24 protein-coding genes and 1 tRNA gene are annotated in these 24,407 nt (G+C 65.0%); 4 read left to right on the top strand and 21 right to left on the bottom strand.

Translation table 11 applies throughout. The features are described from left to right. Positions 1 to 12: 12 nt before the first annotated feature. The 12 genes from B4393_RS02260 to rpmE form a co-directional block, all read right to left on the bottom strand. Positions 13 to 945, bottom strand: coding sequence for a F0F1 ATP synthase subunit gamma (locus B4393_RS02260; RefSeq protein ID WP_064628665.1), 933 nt, complete (start codon positions 943 to 945; stop codon positions 13 to 15). A 6-nt stretch (positions 946 to 951) separates the two neighbouring features. Continuing rightward, positions 952 to 2,598 (bottom strand): F0F1 ATP synthase subunit alpha, encoded by a 1,647-nt coding sequence (gene atpA / locus B4393_RS02255; protein ID WP_064628663.1) that lies wholly within the window; start codon positions 2,596 to 2,598, stop codon positions 952 to 954. Between the two features lie 56 nt (positions 2,599 to 2,654). Next, entirely contained in the window at positions 2,655 to 4,001 is a 1,347-nt protein-coding gene (locus tag B4393_RS02250; protein WP_078332741.1) for a F0F1 ATP synthase subunit B/delta, read from the bottom strand. Between the two features lie 6 nt (positions 4,002 to 4,007). Continuing rightward, entirely contained in the window at positions 4,008 to 4,541 is a 534-nt protein-coding gene (locus B4393_RS02245) for a F0F1 ATP synthase subunit B (protein WP_070935813.1), read from the bottom strand. 5 nt (positions 4,542 to 4,546) lie between these two features. After that, complete coding sequence (locus B4393_RS02240; protein ID WP_070935815.1) at positions 4,547 to 4,798, bottom strand: F0F1 ATP synthase subunit C; 252 nt, start codon at positions 4,796 to 4,798, stop codon at positions 4,547 to 4,549. Between the two features lie 62 nt (positions 4,799 to 4,860). Further along, a complete protein-coding gene (gene atpB / locus B4393_RS02235; protein ID WP_078332740.1) occupies positions 4,861 to 5,634 on the bottom strand; it encodes a F0F1 ATP synthase subunit A in 774 nt (257 codons plus the stop codon). 7 nt (positions 5,635 to 5,641) lie between these two features. Further along, positions 5,642 to 6,067, bottom strand: a complete 426-nt coding sequence (locus B4393_RS02230) for an ATP synthase subunit I (RefSeq protein WP_070936824.1) — start codon at positions 6,065 to 6,067, stop codon at positions 5,642 to 5,644. A 261-nt stretch (positions 6,068 to 6,328) separates the two neighbouring features. Continuing rightward, positions 6,329 to 7,546, bottom strand: a complete 1,218-nt coding sequence (locus B4393_RS02225; RefSeq protein ID WP_078332739.1) for a glycosyltransferase family 4 protein — start codon at positions 7,544 to 7,546, stop codon at positions 6,329 to 6,331. Positions 7,547 to 7,561: 15 nt separating this feature from the next. Further along, entirely contained in the window at positions 7,562 to 8,242 is a 681-nt protein-coding gene (locus tag B4393_RS02220; protein ID WP_078332738.1) for an L-threonylcarbamoyladenylate synthase, read from the bottom strand. A gap of 9 nt (positions 8,243 to 8,251) precedes the next feature. After that, complete coding sequence (prmC, locus tag B4393_RS02215) at positions 8,252 to 9,094, bottom strand: peptide chain release factor N(5)-glutamine methyltransferase (protein WP_078332737.1); 843 nt, start codon at positions 9,092 to 9,094, stop codon at positions 8,252 to 8,254. Next, the gene (gene prfA, locus B4393_RS02210; RefSeq protein WP_070935825.1) at positions 9,094 to 10,164 is read right to left on the bottom strand and encodes a peptide chain release factor 1; all 1,071 of its coding nucleotides are present in this window, start codon (positions 10,162 to 10,164) and stop codon (positions 9,094 to 9,096) included. Before prfA ends, prmC begins: the two co-directional genes overlap by 1 nt. A 94-nt stretch (positions 10,165 to 10,258) precedes the next feature. Continuing rightward, a complete protein-coding gene (gene rpmE, locus B4393_RS02205; RefSeq protein ID WP_043077146.1) occupies positions 10,259 to 10,483 on the bottom strand; it encodes a 50S ribosomal protein L31 in 225 nt (74 codons plus the stop codon). A 253-nt stretch (positions 10,484 to 10,736) separates the two neighbouring features. On the opposite strand from rpmE, the gene B4393_RS02200 reads away from it, so the two are divergent. Together B4393_RS02200 and B4393_RS02195 are read left to right on the top strand one after the other, a co-directional pair. Then, on the top strand, positions 10,737 to 11,144 hold the full coding sequence (locus tag B4393_RS02200; protein WP_078332736.1) for a hypothetical protein: 408 nt from the start codon (positions 10,737 to 10,739) through the stop codon (positions 11,142 to 11,144). A 165-nt stretch (positions 11,145 to 11,309) separates the two neighbouring features. Continuing rightward, positions 11,310 to 11,525, top strand: a complete 216-nt coding sequence (locus B4393_RS02195; protein WP_078278665.1) for a hypothetical protein — start codon at positions 11,310 to 11,312, stop codon at positions 11,523 to 11,525. Between the two features lie 221 nt (positions 11,526 to 11,746). Here the strand turns inward: B4393_RS02195 and rho are convergent, their stop codons facing one another. The 6 genes from rho to argS all read right to left on the bottom strand — a co-directional run bounded on the left by rho (position 11,747) and on the right by argS (position 20,458). Then, complete coding sequence (gene rho, locus B4393_RS02190; protein WP_078332735.1) at positions 11,747 to 13,678, bottom strand: transcription termination factor Rho; 1,932 nt, start codon at positions 13,676 to 13,678, stop codon at positions 11,747 to 11,749. Between the two features lie 328 nt (positions 13,679 to 14,006). After that, entirely contained in the window at positions 14,007 to 15,026 is a 1,020-nt protein-coding gene (thrB, locus tag B4393_RS02185) for a homoserine kinase (protein WP_078332734.1), read from the bottom strand. After that, a complete protein-coding gene (gene thrC / locus B4393_RS02180) occupies positions 15,023 to 16,090 on the bottom strand; it encodes a threonine synthase (protein ID WP_078332733.1) in 1,068 nt (355 codons plus the stop codon). The genes thrB and thrC overlap by 4 nt, the downstream gene beginning before the upstream one ends. After that, positions 16,087 to 17,391 carry a homoserine dehydrogenase gene (locus B4393_RS02175; RefSeq protein ID WP_078332732.1) on the bottom strand — a complete coding sequence of 435 codons (1,305 nt, stop codon included), beginning with the start codon at positions 17,389 to 17,391 and terminating at the stop codon, positions 16,087 to 16,089. Before B4393_RS02175 ends, thrC begins: the two co-directional genes overlap by 4 nt. Further along, positions 17,388 to 18,809 carry a diaminopimelate decarboxylase gene (gene lysA, locus B4393_RS02170; RefSeq protein WP_078332731.1) on the bottom strand — a complete coding sequence of 474 codons (1,422 nt, stop codon included), beginning with the start codon at positions 18,807 to 18,809 and terminating at the stop codon, positions 17,388 to 17,390. The genes B4393_RS02175 and lysA overlap by 4 nt, the downstream gene beginning before the upstream one ends. Beyond that, a complete protein-coding gene (gene argS / locus B4393_RS02165) occupies positions 18,806 to 20,458 on the bottom strand; it encodes an arginine--tRNA ligase (RefSeq protein ID WP_078332994.1) in 1,653 nt (550 codons plus the stop codon). The genes lysA and argS overlap by 4 nt, the downstream gene beginning before the upstream one ends. A gap of 121 nt (positions 20,459 to 20,579) precedes the next feature. Here argS and B4393_RS02160 point away from each other — a divergent pair. Then, positions 20,580 to 20,652 (top strand) — tRNA-Arg (locus B4393_RS02160). Positions 20,653 to 20,659: 7 nt separating this feature from the next. Here B4393_RS02160 and B4393_RS02155 read toward each other — a convergent pair. Next, positions 20,660 to 21,235, bottom strand: a complete 576-nt coding sequence (locus B4393_RS02155) for a permease (protein ID WP_078278675.1) — start codon at positions 21,233 to 21,235, stop codon at positions 20,660 to 20,662. A 23-nt stretch (positions 21,236 to 21,258) separates the two neighbouring features. Beyond that, complete coding sequence (locus B4393_RS02150) at positions 21,259 to 22,458, bottom strand: FAD-dependent monooxygenase (RefSeq protein WP_078332730.1); 1,200 nt, start codon at positions 22,456 to 22,458, stop codon at positions 21,259 to 21,261. 79 nt (positions 22,459 to 22,537) lie between these two features. Between B4393_RS02150 and B4393_RS02145 the strand changes: the two genes are divergently transcribed. Next, positions 22,538 to 23,128, top strand: coding sequence for a TetR/AcrR family transcriptional regulator C-terminal domain-containing protein (locus B4393_RS02145; RefSeq protein ID WP_078332729.1), 591 nt, complete (start codon positions 22,538 to 22,540; stop codon positions 23,126 to 23,128). A gap of 8 nt (positions 23,129 to 23,136) precedes the next feature. Here the strand turns inward: B4393_RS02145 and B4393_RS02140 are convergent, their stop codons facing one another. Beyond that, positions 23,137 to 24,354, bottom strand: a complete 1,218-nt coding sequence (locus B4393_RS02140) for an MFS transporter (protein ID WP_078332728.1) — start codon at positions 24,352 to 24,354, stop codon at positions 23,137 to 23,139. Between the last annotated feature and the right edge of the window lie 53 nt (positions 24,355 to 24,407).

Here is a 24,407-nt window from a genome sequence, read left to right as displayed (position 1 = left end):
ACTCGTCTCTTCCTAATGTTCGCTTGCGGCGGCCGAGGCAAGCGCGTCCACGCCGCCAACGATTTCACTGATTTCCTGGGTGATCTGAGCCTGGCGAGCGCGGTTGGCTTCCAGGGTGAGCCCCTTGATGAGCTCATCGGCGTTGTCCGTGGCGGCCTTCATGGCGCGCCGGCGGGATGCCGACTCCGAGGCTGCCGCCTCCAGCAGCGCCGCGTACACCCGGGTGGCCAGGTAACGAGGCAGCAGCGACGCGAAAAGCGTTGTGGCGTCAGGCTCGAACGAGTACTGCGTCGCGGGCCCGGCCGGAGCGTCGACGTACTCGACCTCCATCGGCGCGATCCGCTTGGCGACGGCCGACTGGGTCAGCATCGACTTGAATTCGGTGTAGACGATGTGTAGCTCGTCAACGCCGAGGATGCCGTCCAGACCCGGGTCGTCACCGTCGTCATCGGCGCCTGCCAGGAAGGCATCCACCAGTACGCCCGCGATTTCCTGAGCATGCGAGTACTCGGGACGCTCGGAGAAGCCGGTCCAGGACTCGGTGACCTTGCGACCGCGGAACCGGTAGAAGTTCAACGCCTTACGGCCGATCACGTAGATCACCGGGGTCTTGCCCTGCTCGCGCAGCAGCGCGAACAGCTCCTCGGCGACACGCAACACGTTGGCGTTGTAGCCACCGCAGAGCCCGCGGTCCGACGACACGATCAGCACCCCGGCCCGCTTGGGCTCGGCCCGCTCCACCAACAGCGGATGGTCTAGCGCGGCGTCATCGGCCAGTGCGGTGAGCACGTTGGTGATCTCGGTCGCGTACGGCCGGGCCGCCACCACGCGCGCCTGCGCCTTGGAGATGCGCGATGTCGCGATCAACTCCTGCGCCTTGGTGATCTTCTTGATCGAACCGGCGGATTTGATCCGCCTGCGCAATTCTCGGATTTGTGCTGCCATGGTTGATTACTTCTTGGGAGCCGGCTTGCGGACCTGCACGGTCTCCTGGCCAACCTCGGACTCGTCCAGAGCCTGGGTCGCAGCACCCTTGACCTCTACCGAGCTGCCGTCGGTGGCGGCGAAGCTCTTCTTGAACGCGTTGACGGCGTCGGTGAGCTTGGTCTCGGTGTCCTCGGAGAACTTCTTGGTCTCCTTGATGTCGGCCAAGATGTCGGCGTGTGAGCCGCGCACGTGGTCCAGGAACTCCTGCTCGAAGCGGATCACGTCGCCGACCGGTACCGAGTCGAGGTGACCACCGGTACCGAGGTAGATCGCGACAACCTGCTCCTCGACCGGGTACGGCGAGTTCTGCGGCTGCTTGAGCAGCTCGACCAGGCGCGCTCCACGCTCCAGCTGAGCCTTCGAGGTGGCGTCCAGGTCGGAGGCGAAGGCAGCGAAGGCCTCCAGCTCGCGGTACTGGGAAAGCTCCAAGCGGAGACTTCCCGCGACCTCTTTCATGGCCTTGATCTGAGCGGCACCACCGACGCGGGACACCGACACACCGACGTTGATGGCCGGGCGCACACCCTGGTTGAAGAGGTCGGTCTGCAGGAAGCACTGTCCGTCGGTGATCGAGATGACGTTGGTGGGGATGTAGGCCGAGATGTCGTTGGCCTTGGTCTCGATGATCGGCAGACCCGTCAGCGAGCCGGCACCCAGCGCATCGGAAAGCTTCGCGCAACGCTCCAGCAGGCGCGAGTGCAAGTAGAAGACGTCACCCGGGTACGCCTCGCGGCCCGGCGGGCGACGCAGCAGCAGCGAGATGGCGCGGTAGGCCTCGGCCTGCTTGGTGAGGTCGTCGAACACGATGAGGACGTGCTTGCCCTGGTACATCCAGTGCTGGCCGAGAGCCGAACCGGTGTACGGGGCGAGCCACTTGAAGCCGGCGGCGTCAGAGGCCGGGGCGGCGATGATGGTCGTGTACTCCAGGGCACCGGCCTCATCCAGGGTGCGGCGCACCGCGGCGACGGTCGAACCCTTCTGGCCGACGGCGACGTAGATGCAGCGCACCTGCTGCTGCGGGTCGCCGGTCTCCCAGGCTTGCTTCTGGTTCAGGATGGTGTCGACGCAGACCGCGGTCTTGCCGGTCTTGCGGTCGCCGATGATCAGCTGGCGCTGGCCGCGGCCGATCGGGGTCTGCGAGTCGATGGCCTTGATGCCGGTCTGCAGCGGCTCCGAAACACTCTGGCGCTCGACCACACTGGCGGCCTGGAGCTCGAGGGAACGGTTGGTCTCGGCCTCGATGTCGCCACGACCATCGATCGGCTGACCGAGCGGGTTGATGACGCGGCCGAGGAAGGCGTCGCCTACCGGTACCGACAGCACCTCGCCGGTGCGCTTGACCTGCTGGCCCTCTTCGATGCCGTGGAAGTCACCGAGGATAACGGTGCCGACGCTGCGCTCATCGAGGTTCAGCGCCACACCCAGCACGCCGCCGGGGAACTCGAGGAGTTCCTGAGTCATGACCGAGGGCAGACCCTCGACGTGGGCGATGCCGTCACCGGTGTCGGAGACGATGCCGATTTCTTCGCGTGATGGGTCGGCAGAGAACGTCGCGACGTACTGCTCGATCGCGCCGGAGATGTCCGCCGAGGAGATCGTCAACTCTGTCATGGCTTTTCTCGTCTTCCTGTTCCTGGCTCTTCTTGCGGGGTAAGTCTGGTGGTTACTTAGTTGGGCAGATGGAGGGCGGCGGCCGAGAGCCGGCTGGACAAGCTGCCGTCGATCTCCTCGTCACCGATGTTGACGATGAGTCCGCCGAGCAATTCGGGATCCACATCCAACTGCACCGCGATGGTGCGGCCGTAAATCTGCCCGAGCACCTGGGCAAGCCGTGTGGTCTGTGCGTCGCTGATCGGAGCGGCGGACTTCACGTGCGCGACCGACTCGTCGCGACGCGCCACCGCCAATTCGGCGACCTCGAGTACGGCGACATCGGCACGCTTGCCGCGCAGCAGACGCACTGTCTGCGCGAGAAGGCTTGTCACGATCAGGTTGGACCGACCGGCCAGCACGTTCTTCAGCAATGCCACACGATCGGCGGCAGGTGCGGCGGTGTTACCCAGCAGCGCACTCAGCTGCGGTTCCCCGTCGAGGATGCGACTGACGCGGAACAGCTGGTCTTCGACGTCGTCGATCTGGCCATCGCGTTCGGCCCGCTCCAACAGCGCGAGTCGGGCGATGTATTCGATCGCGGTGATGAGGTCGCCGGAGGCGGACCACCGGGCGACCACGGCCGCACGCACGACCTCGAGTGCCGGCCGTCCGATCTTGGAACCGAGTAACGAGTCGACCAGGGCGATCTTGGCGGACTGCTCACTGGCGTCAACCGGCTCGGACAGGTGCTTGCGCAGCACCAACTCTTTGATCAAGAGCTCGGCCACCGCGGTCAGGTCGTCGGCGAGTGCGTTGAGTGTGAGGCTGTCGAGCGAGACAGCGTTGGCCTGGAAGGCCTTTACCTGCTCGGCCAGCGATTCGCGGCTGGCGGCGTGCAGGCCCGCACCACCGGCGGCCAACGGACGCCGCTCGGTGTTCACACTGCCGGCCATCTGTGACAGTTCATCAAGGAAACGGTCGACGGTGGCGGACTGCGCCGCGGCATCGCCGACATGCGCGCGAACCAGATCGCCGGCGCGACGGACAGATTCGGCACCGAGGTCACCGCGGAGCTGACGGATCAGCTGCTGGCGCTGGAGCACGATCTGCTCCTGGCCGTGCACCTTGATCCGCTCGACCTCTGCGTCAGCCTGCTCGCGCAGCTGCTTGGAGATCTGCACCGCGTCGGCCTTGGCTTCCTCGGCGATGCTGGCGGCATCCGCCTTGGCATCTTCGATGGCCTTGGCATGTGCACCCTCGGCCTCGACCAGCTTGTCCGCTGCCGTCTTGCTGTCGGCGAGCTGCTGGCGCACCGCGTCCTGCTGCTTGGCCATCAACGTGCGTACCGGCGGCACCACGTACTTGACCGCCAGGAACACGATGACAGCGAAACCGATGAGCTGTCCGATAAATGTCGACATCTGTGTTTAGCCTCGCCCTGCGCTCGCTGGTTCCGAAAGGCTCACGCCGAGAACACGTTCGGCGAGGGTCCGGGACAGGCTGTCGACGCTCGCCGCCAGCTCACCGGAGGTTGCCTCGCCCTGACGGGCCAACTGTTCCGCGGCCGTCGTATTCACGGCGGTCGCTTCGGCGTTGGCCCGCTGACGCATGTCCTCGAGAATTCCGCGTCCTTCGGCCCTGGCCTCGTCACGCACCGCTGTTGCGGCACCGCGCGCCTTGGCCAGCTCATCCTTGTAGTCAGCCTCGGCGGCGGTGAATTGCTCAGCGGCGTTCCGGTTGTCCTCGGCCGTCTTGGCGACCGTGTCCTCGCGTGCCTTGAGCACCTTTTGGATCGGCGGCACCACGAAGGTTCCGATGACCGCCAGGACGATCAAGAAGATCGCCAGGACGACAAAGAAGGTGCCGTTGGGGATGAGGAAGTTGTTCTGCTTCCCACCCTCTGCGGCGGCTTCCGCCGCGACTGCCGTGACGGCAGAGGCGGCACTGTGCAATTCACCCATGCCGATTAGCTGGCGCCGGGGGTCGCGAAGACGAACAGCGCCATGAAGGCCAGGTTGATGAAGTAGGCAGCCTCAACCAGACCGACGGTGATGAAGAACGGCGTGAACAGCCGGCTCTGAGCCTCGGGCTGACGGGCCACACCCGAGATAAGGGCGTTACCGGCGATACCGTCACCGATACCGGCACCGATGGCGCCGCCGGCCATGATCAAGCCGCCGCCGATGAGGGCGCCCTGGATAATCTGGGGATCCGCCATTTTCTTCCTCCTTATTAAGTGGTAGCTGTGCTACCAGGGTCTATACAGGTTGGTCTATGTAATTAGTGGTGTTCGTCGTCCAGTTCCATCGACTGGCTGAAGTACAGGACAGTCAACAGAGCGAAGATGAAGGCCTGGATAAGGCCGACGAACAGGTCGAACGATTTCCAGATGGCGTTGGGCGCCCACATGATCCATGCCGGGAACATCGCGATCAACGCGACCATGATGCCGCCGGCGAACATGTTGCCGAAGAGTCGCAGTGACAGCGAGATGGGCTTGGCCAGCTCCTCGATCGGGTTGATGAACGCGGTGACCCAGGTGTGGCCCTTGAGCAGCTTGATCGGGTGGCCGATGAGGCCGCGGCGCGCGAAGCCCGCGATGTGATAGCAGACGAAGACGAACAGCGCGAGCGCCAGCACGTAGTTGATGTCCGAGGCGGGCGGGGCCAGCAGTTCGGCCGTCTTACCGGTCTCGTCCGTGTACTGCACCGGCAGCACCGAGATCCAGTTGGACACCAGGATGAAGACGAAGATCGTCACCGCCAGCGGCAGCACGAAGGGCGCAATCCGCATCCCGATGGCCGACTCGACCTGGTTGCGGAACTGAACGGTCACCGCCTCGAAGAACAGCTGCACACCGTTGGGCACACCGGTCGATGTGACCTTCGCGCGCAGGAAGAGAGCCAGCGCGATCACCACCACCCCGGCCAGGGCGGTGGCGACGATGGTGTCGACATTGAACGTCACCTCGTAGGGCCAGAAGTCACCGTGCCAGGTCCAATGCTTGTGGTGGCCAACTTCGATGGCGGCTTCTGCCTGGAATGTCGTAATCATGCTGGGCTTATACCTCCGCCTGCGGCTGATTCACTGAACGGATCCCTTTCCACACCGGCACAGCGGTGGTCAACACCAGCAGCACCTGGAACAACGCAACCCCGAAGAACACCCCAACACCAGCAGGGCGGAACACGAAGGCGAGCACCAGGGCGAGGACGGTGATGATCATCAACCGCGCAGCGGAATTGATGGCCATCTTTTGCTTGCTTGGATTGTCTTGCGCGGTAATCACTTCCGCAGACTGGCGAACGAGGAGAGCGTTCACCAATCCGAGTCCAAGCCCAGTAACGAAGAAGACGCCGAACTGCCACTGCCCCATGAGCGCGGAGGCCAGCAGAGCCAGGGCACCGAGTACGCCACACAAAGCCGCCAGACGAAACGGTCGAAACGCCAATGCCGGAAGAACCAGCGGGGCGTCGGGCGTTGTCACCTGGGGTGTCACCTCACATCTTTGTCGGGGTGGCGGAACAAAAAACTGCGTTCGTCGGTTCCAGACCTTATAGGAGGTCTGAGGGCTCGCTGAACTCACCTCAATGGGCAGCTCCCTGTCGGTCAGTTGATCCGTCCGGTGGAGCCTGAAATGTCTAGAAAGACTTTCCAGAAATTCCGCCGATCCGGGGTGGCCGGCACCCGTGAGTTTTCGGGTATGGCAGAACCGTATCACATGGTAGAGACGGTTAATGCACCCCTACTACTTTTCGTCGTACACGACCGGTTCCGCCGCCGGACTCGAGTCCGGGGCGGTCACCAAGACGGGATCGGGGTCTTCACGACGTAGCAAGGGAATGACCGTCGCGACTATGGCGATACCGATCGCACCCACGACCACGGCGCCCGCGTAACGGGGTTCGAAGAAGATGGTGCTGGCGGCTCCGAAGGCGATGATCGCCACCCATAGATAGATGATCAGCACCGCCTTGCGATGCGAGTGACCGATCTGCAACAGCCGGTGATGCAGATGCATCTTGTCCGGGCTGAAGGGGCTGCGGCCCGCGCGGGTGCGCCGGATGATGGCCAACAACGCGTCCAGCGCCGGCACCAGCAGCACCGCGATGACCAATAGGAACGGCGACAGCAGAACAAACATGTCCTTGGCGCCGTACGAGCTCTGTGAGATGGGGCCCGCCGCCGTCGTCGACGCCGCGGCCAGCATCAGGCCGATAAGCATCGACCCCGAGTCCCCCATGAAGATGCGGGCCCGGTGGAAGTTGTGCGGCAGGAACCCCAGGCACGCCCCGGCCAGCACCACCGAGATCACCGCGGGCGGGTAGTAGAGGACGTCACCGCCGTGGCTGCGCAACAGTCCGATCGAGAAGATGCAGATGGCCGCCGCGGTGATGAGCCCCAGGCCGGCGGCAAGGCCGTCGAGACCGTCGACGAAATTCATCGCATTGACGATCGACACCGTCAACGCCAGCGTGACCAGGATGGAGGACATCTGGTCCAGAACAATGGTCCCCACCCCACCGAACGGGATGTAGATCATGCTCCAGGCCACGCCCATGGTGACCAGCACGCTGGCGGCGGTGACCTGACCCGCGAACTTGGTCAACGCGTCCAGGCCCCATTTATCGTCGATGAGGCCGACGACCATGATGATGCCGCCCGCGACGACGACGGCAGGCATACCCGAGGAGTAGACGAAACCCCTTGTCAGGGCTGGCAGTTGCGAGGCCAGAAAGATTGCGGCACACACCCCGAAGTACATGCCGAGACCACCCATGCGCGGAGTCGGCTGCAGATGCACGTCACGCTCGCGCGGGTAGGCCACCGCGCCCACTCGGGTTGCGAACATTCGCACTCCACCGGTGCAGAAGAACGTTGTGATGGCTGCGGTCAGCCCAACCAGGGCAAGTTCACGCAGAGGGACACCCGCGCCGCGATCGGCGAGGGCCAGCAGCTCACTCACGCATCCGACCGTACTTCACGATTCTGTGGGCTCCCCCGACTCGCCCAGCCCGCCGGGGCCGATCTCGCCGCCGATGACATTCACTATCTGTTCCCGGGCGATCGGTCCTTCCCGCACGATCAGCGGAACCGGCCCGGTGAGATCGACGATGGTCGAGGCGGCCCCCAGCTCGGCGGTACCGCCGTCCAGGTAGACCGCAACGTTGTCGTCCAACTGATCGTGGGCCTCGGCGGCGGTGAGTGCGGCGGGCCGGCCTGACACGTTCGCGCTGGACACCGCCATCGGGCCCACGGCGCGCAGCAGTTCGATGGCCACCGGATGCATGGGCATACGCAGCATGACGCTCCCCTGGGCGTCCCCCAGGTCCCAGGACAACGAGGGCGCGTGCCGCACGATGATGCTGAGTGGCCCGGGCCAGAATGCCTCGATGAGCTCGCGCGCGGCCGACGGAACCGCGAACACCAGTCCGTCGATGGTGTGCCACGAGCCGACGAGCACGCCGACGGGCATGTCGCGACCACGCCCCTTGGCGGCCAGCAGCGCCGTCACCGCGTTGGAATCAAATGCGTCACAACCCAACCCGTAGACAGTGTCGGTGGGCATGACCACCAGTTCACCTGCCTTGAGCGCACTCACCGCCGCGTCGATCCCTGCTTGGCGGGTCGCAGCGTCCTGGCAGTCGTAGACGACGGTCACGCGTCCAGTCTAGGACGCCGAGGTTTTCCGGCGAGCGGTGACGAATCTCGGTCGCCCCGCAAGGTCGTGCCGCTGCACAATCTCATCGAATAGGCCGCTGGCCGTGAATAACTCGCACGTGCCATCGCCATTGCTGTCATCGTGCTCAACGCCGATGACACCTCCCGGGGTCAGGAGACGACCCGCCGCGGTCACGATCGGCGCGATGATTGCCAGCCCATCAGCACCCGCGAAGAGTGCCAACGGCGGATCATGCTGCGCCACTTCGGGCTCCAGTTCGACATCCTCGGGGATGTAGGGCGGGTTGGCGACAATCAGATCGACCGTGCCGTTCAGGTCGGTCAGCAACTCGGGCGAGGTCACGTCGGCCTGAATCACCTCGACCCGGGTGCCAACGGCGTTCCGCCGGGTGTAGGTCAGAGCGTCCTCATCAAGCTCGATCCCGATGATGCGAGCCGTCGGCTGATCGTGCGACAAGGCGATGGCGAGCGCCGCCGATCCGGCACACAGCTCCAGCACCGTCGCATTCGGCATCAATTCCGCTGCCGCCCATGCGTACAGCGACTCAGTCTCGGGGCGCGGAATGAACACCCCGGGACCCACGTGCACCTCGATCGGGCCAAAAGCGGCGGTTCCCATCAAGTGCTGCAAGGGAATTCGTTGGGCCCGCCGAGCCACCAGGTCGCGATATCTCTCAGCAAATTCTGGAGCACTCTCGGCGAACCGCAGCCGTGTCCGCGAGACCCCGAGCAGATACGCGGCGAGCTCTTCGGCATCTACCTGCGGACTGGAAACTCCTGCCCGCGAGAGGGATTCGACCGCCTCGGCGATCAGTCCACGCAAGTGGCTCATCAGGCCTCCTGCAGCCTGGCCTTCCGGTCTGCCACCGCCAACGCGTCGAACAGCGCATCCAGATCGCCGTCGAGCACCTGGTCCAGGTTGTGGGCCTTGAATCCGACGCGGTGATCGGTGATGCGGTTCTCCGGGAAGTTGTAGGTGCGGATCCGCTCGCTGCGGTCTACGGTGCGGATCTGGCTGGCACGACCGGCCGACGCGTCGGCCTGTGCCTGCTCTTCGGCGAGAGCCTGGAGCCTCGCCGCCAGCACCTGCATGGCGCGCGCCTTGTTCTGCAGCTGCGAGCGCTCGTTCTGACAGGTCACGACGATTCCCGTCGGCAGGTGCGTGATGCGGACCGCCGAGTCGGTGGTGTTGACGCCCTGCCCGCCCTTACCCGAGGAGCGGTAAACGTCGATGCGCAGATCCGATTCGTCGATCTGAATCTCTTCGACCTCTTCGGGTTCGGGGTAGACCAGCACGCCGGCCGCCGAGGTATGAACGCGCCCTTGGGATTCGGTGACGGGCACACGCTGCACGCGATGTACACCGCCCTCAAACTTCAGCCGTGACCAGACACCGTCGGCGCTGTCCCCCTTGCTGGCGATGGCCAGGGTCGCGTCCTTGTACCCACCGAGATCGGATTCGGTCTCGTCGAGAACCGTGACCTTCCAACCGTGCCGCTCGGCGTAACGGATGTACATCCGGGCCAGATCGGCAGCGAACAGCGCCGACTCCTCGCCGCCCTCGCCAGATTTCACCTCAAGGAGGATGTCGTCACCGTCATGGGGATCACGCGGGGCGAGCATGTCCGACAGTTGCGTTTCCAGCTCGGCGATCAACGACTCCAACTCGGTCACCTCATCGGCGAACGACGGATCATCGGCCGAGAGCTCACGGGCGGTGCCCAGGTCGTCACGGGCGCTGGCCAGCCTGCGATGGGTGGCGACGATCGGCGACAGCATCGCGAACCGCCGGCCAGCCTTGCGCGCAGCACCCGCGTCGGCGTGCAGCGCCGGGTCGGCCAATTGCTTCTCCAGCTCAGCGTGCTCGGCCAGCATCGCGTCGATCAGCGGGGTCTCGCCCATGGACTGTCCTCCCAATGTTCAAACGCGTGGTCGTCATACAAAAAAACCGACGCCCGGACTGCACATAGGGCAGATCCGGGCGTCGGCAAGGAAGCTATTTGTCGGCTGCGGCCTTGCGCTTGCCGTAGCGAGCCTCGAACCGGGCGACGCGGCCGCCGCTGTCCAGGATCTTCTGCTTACCCGTGTAGAACGGGTGGCACTGCGAGCAGACCTCGACCACGATGTGGCCGCTGTCCTTGGTGCTGCGCGTCGTGAAGGTGTTTCCGCAGCCGCAGACCACGTTGGTCTCGACATAGTTGGGGTGAATACCCGATTTCATGGTGTTTCCTCTTCGTGTTTGTGGCCGCCGGGTCGCCTGCGTTACGACGTGAACCGGAACCCTTCAAAGGCTGAGTAGCCATTATGCCAGCTCAGTTACGTAGAACCTAAACGACGATCACCGGCGCGATATTCCGGGCCTACCGGAATCGACGGCTTCGCACCGCAGCATCTTCCCAGCACAGTCGCAGCCGATAAATAGTTCGCATTCCTAACGTTCTAATCAGTCGGGACGAAGTGAAGGGAGTTTCGAGATGACCATCAGGAAAATGATCGCCAAGGGCGTACTAGTCGGCGCTCTGAGCTTCGGCGCCCTCGGCCTCGGCACCGGAGTCGCCAATGCGGCACCTCCGCCGACACAACCCGCCGCGGTAAGCGCCGACCGGCATGACCCGGGCGGCGACCATCGGGGCAACCCGGGCGATTGGCGCGGCGGCGACCGCGTAGGCAACTGGAGAGGCGGCGACGATCACCGCTGGGACGGACAGCATCCCTGGGGTTGGGGCGCACCTCCGCCCCCGGTGTGGAACGGCCCACTGCCGCCGCCGGACGGCCCCCCGCCCCCGCCGTTCGACTACTGGGGCCAGACGGTGACACCCGCCTGGGATCCTGGATTCAACCAGTGGGGATTCTGGTTCCTGGGCGTCTGGATACCGCTGTAACGAGCCGTTTTCGTGCGGAGGCCCGGGCTATGGGCACATCCGGTCCCCCGCACTCCCCGTAGCGGACGCGTACGTTGGATGGTGGCGCGTGAAGTACGAATCAGTGCTGATCCGGAAAGCCGATTAGGGAAGCCGACGAGGAAATCCGATTCGGAAGGACAACGCATGAATATCAAGAGATTGATTGTCACCACCGCATCCGCGGCGGCCATGGGTTTGGCCACCTTCGCGGGAGCACAGGGTCTGGCGAACGCCGACCCGATCGGTCCCCCGACACCACCGCCCATTCCGCAGGCACCGCCCATCCCTGACGGGAATGGGGTACCGCCCATCCCCCAGGCTCCACCCATTCCTCAGATTCCGGCCATTCCGCAGCCGTGAGCCACGCCCGTACGCGGGCATGCAGCGGCTGTTGAGGGCTTCGGTTGAGTAGGGGCGAACCGCCGAGATATTCGGACGGAAGTCGCACGGGCTTCCGAAAAGTCTTGTGGCAAGGGGCGATTGTCGAGCATTGACACGTGGACGCCAAAGGCTACGACCGCTGGGCGGCCACCTTGACGAGACTGCGAGAGATCACCGATCTGCATCGGTGATCTCTCGCTCTAGCTGTACTGCGGCTCGTCGGCGTTCATCCCGCCGGGTGCGGTCTTGGACACCTGGAGCAGGAATTCGTAGTTGGTCTTGGTCTTGCGTAGCTGGCTCATCAGCAGGTCGATGGCCTGATGTGAATCCAGACCCGAGAGCACGCGGCGCAGCTTGTGCACGATCGCGAACTCGTCACCGCTCATCAGCAGCTCGTCCTTGCGGGTACCCGACGGGTTCACGTCGACGGCCGGGAACACGCGGCGTTCGGCGATCTTGCGGTCGAGCTTGAGCTCGGCGTTGCCGGTGCCCTTGAACTCCTCGAAGATCACCGTGTCACCGGTGGAGCCGGTCTCGACCATCGCCGTGGCGATGATGGTCAGCGAGCCGCCGTGCTCGATATTGCGCGCCGCGCCCAGGAATCGCTTGGGCGGGTAGAGCGCGGTGGAGTCGACACCACCGGACAGGATGCGGCCCGAGGCCGGCGAGGCGTTGTTGTACGCGCGGCCCAGGCGAGTGATCGAGTCCAGCAGCACCACGACGTCCTTGCCCTGCTCGACAAGGCGCTTGGCGCGCTCGATGGCGAGCTCGGCCGCCTGAGTGTGATCTGACGGCGGGCGATCGAAGGTGGAGGCAATGACCTCACCCTTGACCGAACGCTGCATGTCGGTGACCTCTTCGGGCCGTTCGTCGACCAGCACCACCATCAGATGGCATTCGGGGTTGTTGGCCGAGATCGCGTTGGCGATGTTCTGCATGATCGTGGTCTTACCGGCCTTCGGCGGCGACACGATCAGCGCACGCTGCCCCTTACCGATCGGCATGATCAGGTCGATCACACGAGTCGTCAGCTTCTCGGTGGTGGTCTCCAGCCGCAGCCGCTGGTTCGGGTACAGCGGGGTCAGCTTGGTGAAGTCGGGACGCTTCTTGGCGTCCTCGACCGGGCCCCCGTTGACGGAGTCCAGACGCACCAGCGGGTTGAACTTCTGCCGCTGGTTCTGGTTCCCGGCGTCCGGATCACGAGGCACCCGCACCGCGCCGGTGATGGCGTCACCGCGGCGCAATCCGTTCTTGCGGACCAGGTTCATCGAGACGTAGACGTCGTTGGGGCCGGCCAGGTAGCCGGAGGTACGAACGAACGCATAGTTGTCGAGCACGTCGAGAATTCCGGCCACCGGCTGCACGACGTCGTCCTCGCGCAGTTCGGTCTCGCCGCCCTCGCTGGTGGTGTTGCGATCGCGGCCACGGCGGCGCTCACGGGTTCGACGTCCACGACGGCCGCGGCCGTCGCCGTCATCGCCGCGGTTGCCCTGGTTCTGGCTGTTGTCCTGGTTCTCCGAGTTTTGGTTCCCCGAGCCGCCTTCGCGCCCGGGGCTCTCGGCGTTGTCAGCGTTGTCGCGGGTGCCGTTCTGTTGCTTGCGTTCGCCCTCGGCCGACTGATTGTTCTGGTTCTGGTTGTTGTTCTGGTTGCGACGGCGCTCGCCACGACCCTCGCGGGGCGCCGAGCCATTTTCGGCGCTCTTGCCCGCGGAATCCTGGCCGGAGTCCGCGGACGGCGCAGACTTCGGTGCCTCGGTAGGAAGATCGAGGGCAGTCTGGGCCGACTCGGACTGAGCCTGCTCCTTCGGGGCCGATTCCTTCGGGGCGACCTCGGCCGGCGCCGAGGAGGCCTGCGGCTGTTGAGCCGCAGTCGACTGATTGTTGTTCTTCGGTGCGCCGAGCGCGCCCTGATGCTCACGGATGGCGGCGATCAAGTCGCCCTTACGCATTCCGGAGGTGCCCTTGACGCCTACCTGGCTGGCCAGCGCACGCAGCTCCGGAAGCACCATCGTCGACAGCGCACCCAGTCCGTCACCCCGACGCTCCTTCGCAGAGCGATCGGATGAGGCTGCGGTGGGTGCCTCCGGAGTTTCCGGGGCGGCTTCGGTCACGATGAGGTCCGTATCGGTCACGGATTTCCTTTCCTTCCCCCGCCAAACATGGGGCGAGGGGTCTCACTTCGACCAGTTAGGTTGCTGGCCGCGAAGTTCATGGTGCGGGCCCACAGAGATAGGGCCACGCGAGGTCCGGAGAAATGGCAGCTCACCATCGACCTTGCCCAATATCGCCGCCTGTCGGCGACAACTGAAAAATCAGGAAGAATTTGTGATCGTCCTCGTTCTCGGCGCAGGTGCGCAGAAGCTGCAATTGCTGGGACTGATACCGAGGATAACCCTCAGCCGGGCATCAAGCAACCAGCGCCCCCCGGCGAGTCCCCCGGCTCACCAGCCATAACGTCGGCTATCGAACCGACACACCCGCCGAGACCGACATTGCCACAAGTGAGAAACCTTGGTCTTCAGCGTATTTCACCGCAGAATCGGGCAGATCGCCCGTAGTCAGCGCCAACACCGCAGGCCCGGCACCCGAAAGAACCGCCGGGACGCCCTGGTTGCGCAGATACCTGAGGACCTCCGCCGACGCCGGCATCGCCGATGCGCGCTGCGGCTGATGCAGCCGATCCTCGGTTGCCGTCATCAGCAGATCCGGCCGCGCGGTCAGGGCGACGGTCAGTAGCGCCACCCGGCTAATGTTAAATCGTGCGTCTACATGCGTAACAGTTTCCGGCAGCAATACGCGAGTCTGCGCGGTCGAGGACTGTTCCTGCGGAATGGCCGCAACAATTCTGATATCGGGGTGCACATCGAGGCGAGTGGCCGCGTAGACGGGGGTTGCGCCGGAGCTTCCCGGCCCCGGCTGGCCGTCTTCGCCCGACCTGCTCATCCCGGCCCAACTGTCTTCGCGCGAGCTGCTCATCGCGGCCTGATTGTCTTCGCGCGAGCTGCTCATCCACGACACCACCGCACCCCCGAGCACGCTGGCCGCCGCATTGTCGGGATGCCCCTCGAACTCCGAGGCCAGCTGCACCAGCACGTCATCGGACAGCACCTGGCGCCCGGCCTTGGCCAGCAGCCCGTTCGCGGCCCCCAGGCCCGCGACGGCAGCCGCAGCCGAAGAACCCAGACCGCGCGAGTGAGGAATCTTGTTGCGGCACTGAACGATCAGGCCAGCGGCGGCAGCTCCTCCGGCGGCGAGCCCACGCTCGATCGCCCGCACCACCAGGTGACTGCCGTCCAGCGGGACCTCACCGGCGCCCTGACCTTCGACGACCACCTTGAGACCGGATTCGGTTGTGATGACCTCGATCTCGTCATACAGGGACAGTGCGATACCGAGGCTGTCGAACCCCGGCCCCAGGTTCGCACTCGACGCGGGCACCACAACGGTGGTGGTCAGCCCCGCGGGCAGGATGTCGTTCACGCCAGTTCCAGAGCCTCGGCGACCGCACTCGCCTGCACCGGGATGGGAGTCACCTCGGGCATTCCACTCAGCGCGTTGTCGGGATCCTTCAGCCCGTTCCCCGTCACGGTGCAGACCACGGTGGAACCCTTCGGTACCCAACCGTCGGCGACCGACTTCAGCAGACCCGCGATGCTGGCCGCAGATGCCGGCTCCACGAACACACCCTCGCTGGAGGCCACCAGCCGATAGGCATTGAGGATTTCCTCGTCGGTGACAGCCAGGAACTTGCCGCCGGATTCCTGCTGCGCGGCAACCGCACCCGACCACGAGGCCGGCGATCCGATCCGGATGGCGGTCGCGATGGTCTCCGGGTTGGCGACGGGGGCCCCGTTCACCAGCGGCGCCGCACCGGCCGCCTGGACGCCCAGCATTTTGGGCAACCGGTCCGAGAGACCGTCGCGGTAGTACTCGTTGTATCCGCGCCAGTACGCGGTGATGTTCCCCGCATTACCGACCGGCAGTGCATGAATATCGGGGGCGGTGCCGAGGGCATCCATGATCTCGAAGGCTGCGGTCTTCTGTCCCTCGATGCGCACCGGGTTCACCGAGTTCACCAGCGCGATGGTCGGATAGTCCGCCGTCGTCTTGCGCGCCAGCTCCAGGCAGTCGTCAAAGTTGCCGTCTACCTGGATGATCCGAGCGCCGTGGATAACAGCCTGGGCCAGCTTGCCCATCGCGATCTTGCCCTGCGGGATCAGCACTGCGCAGGTGATGCCGGCCTTGGCGGCGTACGCGGCGGCCGAGGCCGAGGTGTTCCCGGTCGAGGCGCACAGCACCGCCCGCTGGCCGCGAGCCAGCGCATCGGTCACGGCCATGGTCATCCCGCGGTCCTTGAACGAACCGGTGGGGTTCAGACCTTCGACCTTCAGGTGCACGGTGCAGCCGGTCAACTCGGACAACCGAGCCGCGGGAAGCAGCGGTGTGCCGCCCTCGCGCAGGGTCACCGGCTGCCAGTTATCTCCGATCGGCAGGCGATCCCGGTAGGCGGCAATGAGGCCAGGCCAAGGGGTGTGAACGGTCACTCTTGTGTTCCTTCCAGCCGGATGACGCTCGCGACACCCAGCACCACGTCCAGATCGGCAAGTGCGGCAACGGTTTCCGAGAGCGCCGCGTCTGTCGCCTTGTGGGTGACCACGACGAGCCGTGCGCCCGTCTCGTCAACCTCACCCTCCTGCCGGACGGTAGCGATGCTGACCTCGCGCTTGGAAAATTCTGTGGCGACGGTGGCGAGCACGCCGGGCTTGTCGGCCACCCGCATCCGCACGTAATAGCGCGTCGGGATGAGACCGATCGGCGCGATGGGCAGCTTGGCATAGCGAGACGCGCGCGGGCCACGCCCACCCTGCACCCGGTTGCGCGCCGCCATCACCAGATCGCCGAGCACCGCGGAGGCGGTCGGTGCGCCGCCTGCACCCTGGCCGTAGAACATGAGCTCGCCTGCGGCCTCAGCCTCGACGAAGACGGCGTTGAACGCCCCGCTGACGCTCGCCAGCGGATGGGTCAACGGCACCAGCGCCGGGTAGACCCGGGCCGAAACGCGTTGATGCCCTTCGTTGTCCGTGAGCCGTTCGCAGATGGACAGCAGCTTGATGGTGCACTGCAGAGCCCGCGCGGAATCGAAGTCGTCGGCGCTGATCTTCGTGATGCCCTCGCGGTACACATCATCGGCGCTGACCCGGGTGTGGAAGGCGATCGACGCGAGAATCGCGGCCTTGGCGGCAGCGTCGTAGCCCTCTACGTCCGCGGTCGGGTCGGCCTCGGCGTATCCGAGCTCGCCCGCCTCGGCCAGTGCCGTGTCGTAACCGGCACCGGTGTTGTCCATGGCGGACAGGATGTAGTTGGTGGTGCCGTTGACGATTCCGGACACCCGGATCACCGAATCGCCGGCCAGGGACTGCGTCAGTGGGCGGATAACAGGGATCGCGCCGGCCACAGCCGCCTCGAAATAGAGGTCAACCCTTGCCTTTTCGGCAGCCTCGGCGAGCTCGCCGGCGGACTGCGCCAATAGCGCTTTATTGGCGGTCACCACTGACTTGCCTGCGTTGAGCGCACCCAGGATGCCGCGCCGCGCGGGCTCGACAGGACCCATGAGTTCGACGACGATGTCCACGTCCTCACGCGCGACCAGGGCGTCAATATCGTCGGTGAGCAGCTCCACCGGAATACCGCGGTCATCGGCGACACGGCGCACGCCGATACCCCGAATCTCCAGCGGGGCACCGATGCGGGCAGCGAGGTCACTTGCGCTGCTCTCGATGATGCGCGCTACCTCGCTGCCGACATTGCCCAGGCCCAGGATCGCTACGCCTATCGCGTCACTCATTCACTTACCTCCAAACTCACCAAATCCTCGACAGTCTCACGCCGCAGAATCAATCGCGCCTTTCCGTCCTTCACGGCGATGACCGCCGGACGGGTCAGCAGGTTGTACCGGCTGGACATCGAGTAGCAATACGCACCGGTCGCGGCGACCGCCACCAGATCGCCCGGGGCCACATCCTCGGGCAGCCATGCGTCCCGGACCACGATATCGCCGCTTTCGCAGTGCTTTCCGACCACTCGGGACAGCACCGGCGCGACATCGCTATCGCGGGAAACAAGCTGCGGGTGATACTCGGCCTGGTAGAGCGAGGTGCGAATGTTGTCGCTCATCCCGCCGTCGACGCTCACGTAGCGACGCTGACCGTTCGAGAGAATCACGTCCTTGGTGGTGCCCACGCGATACAGCGTGACGGTGCCGGGACCGGCGATGGCGCGACCCGGCTCGATCACCAAACGCGGCTCGGGCAGACCGGCGAGCGCCGACTCGGTGCGCACGATGACACCGAGCTTGGCGGCCAGGTCCTCGATGGGCGGCGGGTCGTCGGAGGGCACATAGCTGATGCCGAGGCCGCCACCGAGATCGATGATCTTGAGCTGGGCCGTCTTCTCGGTACCGAACTCGGCGACCACATCACGCAGCAGTCCGATCACCCGGTGTGCAGCGACCTCGAACCCGTCGACATCGAAGATCTGCGAGCCGATGTGGCTGTGCAATCCGACGAGTCGCAGGTTGTCGGTGGCGAAGACGCGCCGCACAGCCTCCAGTGCCTGCCCGCCCGCGAGCGACAACCCGAACTTCTGGTCCTCGTGTGCGGTGGAGATGAACTCGTGGGTGTGCGCCTCGACGCCGACGGTGACCCGCACCAGAACGTCTTGCACCACACCGGCCTTGCCCGCGATGGCGTCCAGGCGGTCGATCTCGATCATCGAGTCGACGACGATGTGGCCGACACCCGCCTCAACCGCAAGTGCGAGCTCTGCCTCGGATTTGTTGTTGCCGTGCAGCGCGATTCGCTCCGGCGGGAAATCGGCCCGCAGCGCGACAGCCAGTTCTCCAGCCGAGCAGACGTCCAGTCCCAGCCCTTCGTCCTTGATCCAGCGTGCGATCTCGGTGCACAGGAACGCCTTCGACGCGTAATGCACGCGCGCGGCGCCACCGAACGCCGCCGCCATGTCGCGGCAGCGCGACCGGAAATCGTCTTCGTCGATGACGAACAGCGGAGTGCCGTACTGCTCGGCGAGCGAGGAGACGGAAAGGCCCGCGAGGGTAACCTCACCGTTGGCGCCCCGGGAAGCATTGCGGGGCCATACATTTGGCGCTAGCTCGGTCGGGTTGACCGGGGCCGATGCGAGGTGTCCTGCCATGGTGCCGTTCTTCTCCCCTTCTGCGTGGCGGGGGCCTGCCGGGTGTGCGCTCACATCCGCTCCGGTGCGCTCACGCCGAGAATGTCCAGGCCGTTGGCGATGACTTGGCGAGTGGCCAGACACAGCGCGAGCCGCGCCTGGTTGAGGGGTCCGGGTGTCTCATCTCCCTGCGGAAGCACCCGGCACGAATCGTAGAACCGGTGGTAATCACCGGCGATGTCTTCCAAATACCGCGCGACGCGGTGTGGTTCGCGGAGCACCGCGGCGTTCTGCAGGATCCTGCCGAACTCGCCGAGACCCCGGATGAGCGCACCCTCCTTCTCATGGGTGAGCAGTTCGAGATGATCGATCGAGTGCTGCAGGCCGAGATCGGCAGCGTTGCGTGCCAGTGCGCAGAGCCGCGCGTGGGCGTATTGGACGTAGTAGACCGGGTTCTCACTCGATGCGGAGGCCCATAGCTCCAGGTCGATATCGATCGAGGTGTCCACCGAGGACCGGATCAACGCGTAGCGGGCGGCATCGACTCCGATGGCGTCGACCAGGTCGTCGAGGGTGATGACGGTGCCCGCACGCTTGGACATCCGGACCGGCTGGCCGTCGCGCACCAGATTGACCATCTGACCGATGAGCACCTCGACGCTGTCGGCGTCGTAACCCAGCGCCGCCGCAACGGCTTTCAGCCGAGCGATGTATCCGTGGTGATCGGCGCCGAGCATGTAGATGCACAGGTCGAAACCGCGCTCGCGCTTGTCGAGGTAGTAGGCGATGTCACCGGCGATATAGGCGGGGTTGCCGTCGCTCTTGATCACGACGCGGTCCTTGTCGTCACCGAAGTTGCTCGACCGCAGCCAGGACGCACCGTCCTTCTCGTAGATGTTGCCGGTCTTACGCAGCTGCGCGATGGCCTCCTGCACCCGGCCGGAGGTATGCATCGAGTCCTCGTGGGTGAAAACGTCAAAGTCCGTACCGAACTCGTGCAGCGACTCCTTGATGTGCGTGAACATCAGGTCCACGCCGACCGCGCGGAACGCCTCGGCCTTCTCATCGTCGGGCAGCGAGAGCGCTTCGGGACGCTGGGCCAGGACCTGCTGGGCGATGTCGGCGATGTAGTCGCCGGCGTACCCATCCTCGGGTGCTTCGTTGCCCTCGGCCGAGGCGATGAGCGAGCGGACAAACCGGTCGATCTGCGCGCCGTGGTCGTTGAAGTAGTACTCGCGGGTGACCTTGGCGCCCTGACGGGTCAGCAGGCGCCCCAGGGCATCCCCCACAGCGGCCCAGCGGGTACCGCCGATGTGAATGGGCCCCGTCGGGTTGGCCGAGACGAATTCCAGGTTGATGGTGTGCGTGCCCTGCGCCTCGGAATTACCGTAGGTCTCCCCCGCCTCCAGGATGTTCGCGACGATGGTGCCCTGCGCGTCCGCGGCGATCCGCAGGTTCACGAACCCGGGTCCGGCGATCTCGGCGGCGGCGATGGCCTCATTGGAGGTAAGGGCCTCGGCGAGCCAGGTCGCGAGGTCGCGAGGGGTGACGCCGACCTTCTTGGCGACCTGCAGGGCCACGTTGGTGGCATAGTCGCCGTGCTCGGGATTACGGGGCCGCTCAACGGTCACCGTGGCCGGTATCGCCGACGTGTCCAGACCTCGCTCGTCCAGCACCGTGGTAGCGGTGGAACGTAGCAGGTCGGCGAGGTCGGCGGGAGTCACGGCGATCATCCTATGGGCTGGGGTATCCAGGCCCCGAATCCTTTACCCGCGACCGAAACGGTGTTCGGGGTGCGCGTCTGGATGCGCTAGGCTGTCCCAGCTAGTCTTACCAAGCCCTGACGCCCTCGTAGCTCAGGGGATAGAGCGTCTGCCTCCGGAGCAGAAGGCCGCAGGTTCGATTCCTGCCGAGGGCACACACGATCATTCTGTTGCGGTATCAACTGCCGCGGCGGCAGCGTCTCGGACCTGCTGCTTCTCGGATTTCACTCGCCGCCGCCACTTGCGTACGACGAAGAACGTGATGAGCAGGAAGATCAACAGCGCCACGGTCGCCCCGATGGCCGTCGCCCCCCGGAAACCGGGTGCTTCGACATCCAGAACTCGCTCGCCAGCGTGGGCGGAATTGCTGGTCCCGAGCACAATTGTCAGCGTCATCAGGTTGGGTACCGCCACAATGACGGCCAGCAACGTCAATACCCCCGCGAAGAATTTCCCGCCGCGGCGACCGCGCAGCAGAAACGCCCACAAGGCCAGCAACAGCGGAATTCCGGTGCATAACAGGCCGAGTGTGAGCCCACTGCCAATCCCCTTGGTGAAGCTGCCGTGGCCGGACATGTCGGCGATGCGCTGCGCCCACCATCGCGGGATGAAGGCCGACAGCGCGAAGTACACGGCCACCAACACCAGCAGCAATCCGACGCCGGCGAAGACACGCCCACGCCATCGCGCCCAGAGAGACTCTTTGCCCGCAACTTTTGCTTCGCCGCTTCCAGCCATGCGGAAAGGCTATTCCAACAAAACTACTTTCGCGCACAGGAAGGCCGATTGCCCAAGGCCGCTCGCACGGCGGCCAGCGTGCGGTCACGAAGAACATCGGATTCCGTGTCGGCCGCGAGTTGGGTGTCCGGCGGGATGCCGTCTGCGCCATCGGGCTGGATGAACCAGCCCAGAGACGCCCGCGCGAGTTCCTGGCTCAGCCTGGTCATATCGCGGATACGTGCCTCATACCGCGCGAAGGCTTGCCGGTGATCACCGGAACGGCATGAGAGTTCGTCGGCCAGAACGGCTGCACCCACGATAGCCAGGGTTGCCCCCATCCCAGAGAGCAGCGAAGGTCCGTACGCGGCGTCCCCGACAAGGGCCACCCGGCCCCGGTACGGACTGGCAAGCGCAACCTGCGCAATGGCGTCGAAATAGAAGTCATCGCACACCTGCATGGCCTCGAGCAGTTCCGCGGCGCGCCAGCCCATGCCGTCAAACGTGCGGTTGATCCAATGCCGCTGCGCCGCCACGTCTGCGCGGTCGTAGACACGTTGGGCCGACTCGAAAAACAGTCCGATCACCAGCTCCCTGTTCTGGTGCACGGTGTAGCACCCGAGGCTGCGCCCCGGGCGGTTGAACAACAACCCGGCATTGTGCAGACCGAGAATGTTGTCGGTGGTGAAATGCGCCTGATAACAGCCGAGATGGCGAACGAACTCGGTCTCGGGCCCAAAAGCCAGTGCGCGTGTGCGTGAATGTAGTCCGTCGGCTCCGATGACAAGGTCGAAATCGCCGCGCCGGCCGCTGTCGAACGTGACGGCCACGACGTCTCCCCGATCGTGGAGCGAGCGAATCGATTCACCAAAGCGGTATTCGACGCCGGTTTGGGCGGCATCGAACAGCACCGCGTTGAGTTCTGTTCGCAGCAGCTCGATCTCGCCACCGATTACCTCCGGCGCCATGGTGAAGACACGTTTGCCCGACGAATCGATACGGAAGAACTCGCCTAATTGCGTCGCGCGCGCTTCCAGCTCGACGAGTACACCCATGTCGGCCACGACCTCGACGGCGGGGCCGCGCAGATCGACAGCATTTCCGGCCTGGCGCAGACCCGCGGACCGTTCCACCACCGTCGGTCGCAAGCCCGCGCAAGCCAGCCGGTAGGCCAGCACCGTGCCTGCGATGCCGGCACCGCAGATCAGCACGGTGCTGGCGTCATCTCTCCGAGTTGGCCGCATAGCCACAGGTTAAGAGCATACTTGACCATTGGTCAAGTATGCTCTTTTGCTATCGTGCTCGCGAGTCAGGAAGGACGCAATGGCACGTCTGGACAGAGCAGCAGTGCTGAATGGTGCATGGGCCTACATCGAGATCCACGGCGTGGACGCGCTTACGATGCGCAAGCTCGCGGCCTCGCTCGGGGTAAACCACGGCACGCTGTACTGGCATGTCGAGAACAAACACGCCTTGATCGACGCACTCGCCGATGATCTCTTGGCAGGCGTCGCCGATGACCCGCACAGCAACGCGGTCGGCATGGAGCGACTCGCCGAACTGGCACACCGCCTACGCGCGGCACTACTCTCGCATCGAGATGGCGCGCGAATTCTTGCGGGAACCTTTGTCCGCGAATCACATACGCTGGCCTTCGGCGAGGCCGCAATCGGAGCCGCCCGCAGCGCGGCTGTGCCCGAGCGGGATGCGGTACTGCTCGCATTCTCGGTGCAGTATTACGTCACCGGGTTTGCGATCGAAGAACAGGCCGCCCAACAACTCGAGTACGCCCCAAAGCGGACCGACATCGACGAGACACGTTTCCCGCTAGTTAAGGCTGGACTAGACACCCTTCGAAACACCGCGCAGGACAAGCAATTTGACTACGGCCTACGACGGCTTTTGAGAACTTAGCCCACCGGTCAGGCGGTGCCCACAGTCCTGAACCGGGCATACAGCAGCGAGAGCGCCAACACCACCAGGCCCGCCGCGGCAAGCGCCGCCCCAACCAGAGACGGGGCCCGATAGCCATATCCGGCGGTGATGACCAGGCCGCCGAGCCAGGCCCCGCCGGCATTGGCGATGTTGAGCGCCGAGTGATTCAGCGCGGCGGCCAGCGTCTGCGCGTCATCGGCCACATCCATGAGCCGAGTCTGCAGGGCGGGGACCAGTGACGTTCCCGCGACTCCCACGGCGAACACCAGCACCAGCGCGGCCCAAGGATTTCTGGATACTGCCGCGAAAATCACCAGCATCACAGCGACCAGTACCAAGCCGATGGTGATGGCCCTGACCACACTGCGGTCTGCCATCCAGCCGCCCAGCACATTTCCGGTGACCATGCCGATTCCGTACAGCGATAACGCGAGCGGAACGAGAGCCTTGGGCAGTCCGGAGACGCTGGTGAGGGTGGTGCTGATGTAGGTGTAGAAGGCGAACATGCCACCGAAGCCCACGATGCCGATGAGCAGGGTGAACCACACCTGCACGCGGCGCAACGCACCCAGCTCGGTCAACGGATTGGTGATCTTCATATCCGTCAACCCCGGCAGGAACCGCAATAGCGCCGCGATGGTGATGGCACCGATGACCGCGACGACGGCGAAGGCCGAACGCCAGCCGACCGTGTTGCCGAGCCACGTCGCCACCGGAACACCTATCACGTTGGCCACCGATAAGCCGAGCATCGTCTGCCCCACTGCCTTGGCGCGTTCGCCGGGGCCGGCCAGGTGTGCGGCCACCAGGGCCGCCACGCCGAAATACGCGCCGTGCGGTAACCCGGCGATGAATCTGGACACCATGAGCGCGGTGTAGCCCGGCGCGAAGACGGTGGCCGCGTTGCCGATCGTGAACGCGATCATGAGTGCGATGAGCAGTGTTCGGCGCGAGGCACGGGCGGTGAGCGCCGCGATGACCGGTGCGCCGACGACGACACCGAGCGCATAGGCGCTGATGACGTGGCCCGCCTCCGGCTCGGTGACATGGAGGCCGTGCGCGATATTGGGCAACAGTCCCATTGCCACGAATTCTGTTGTCCCGATCCCGAATCCACCGATGGCCAGCGCGAGAATCGCGCCGCGGCGTGCGCGCGGCGATACGGGCGGCTCGGGCTGCGCGCGAGAATCGACAACGGCCGTCATGAGATGTGGGCTCCTGTGCGGTATGCGGCTTGATGCGGCGTGTCCTGGACACG

Source organism: Mycobacteroides franklinii (assembly GCF_002013895.1).
In the GTDB taxonomy this organism is placed as follows: Bacteria; Actinomycetota; Actinomycetes; order Mycobacteriales; family Mycobacteriaceae; genus Mycobacterium; species Mycobacterium franklinii.
This window is presented reverse-complemented; position numbering and strand designations above follow the sequence as displayed.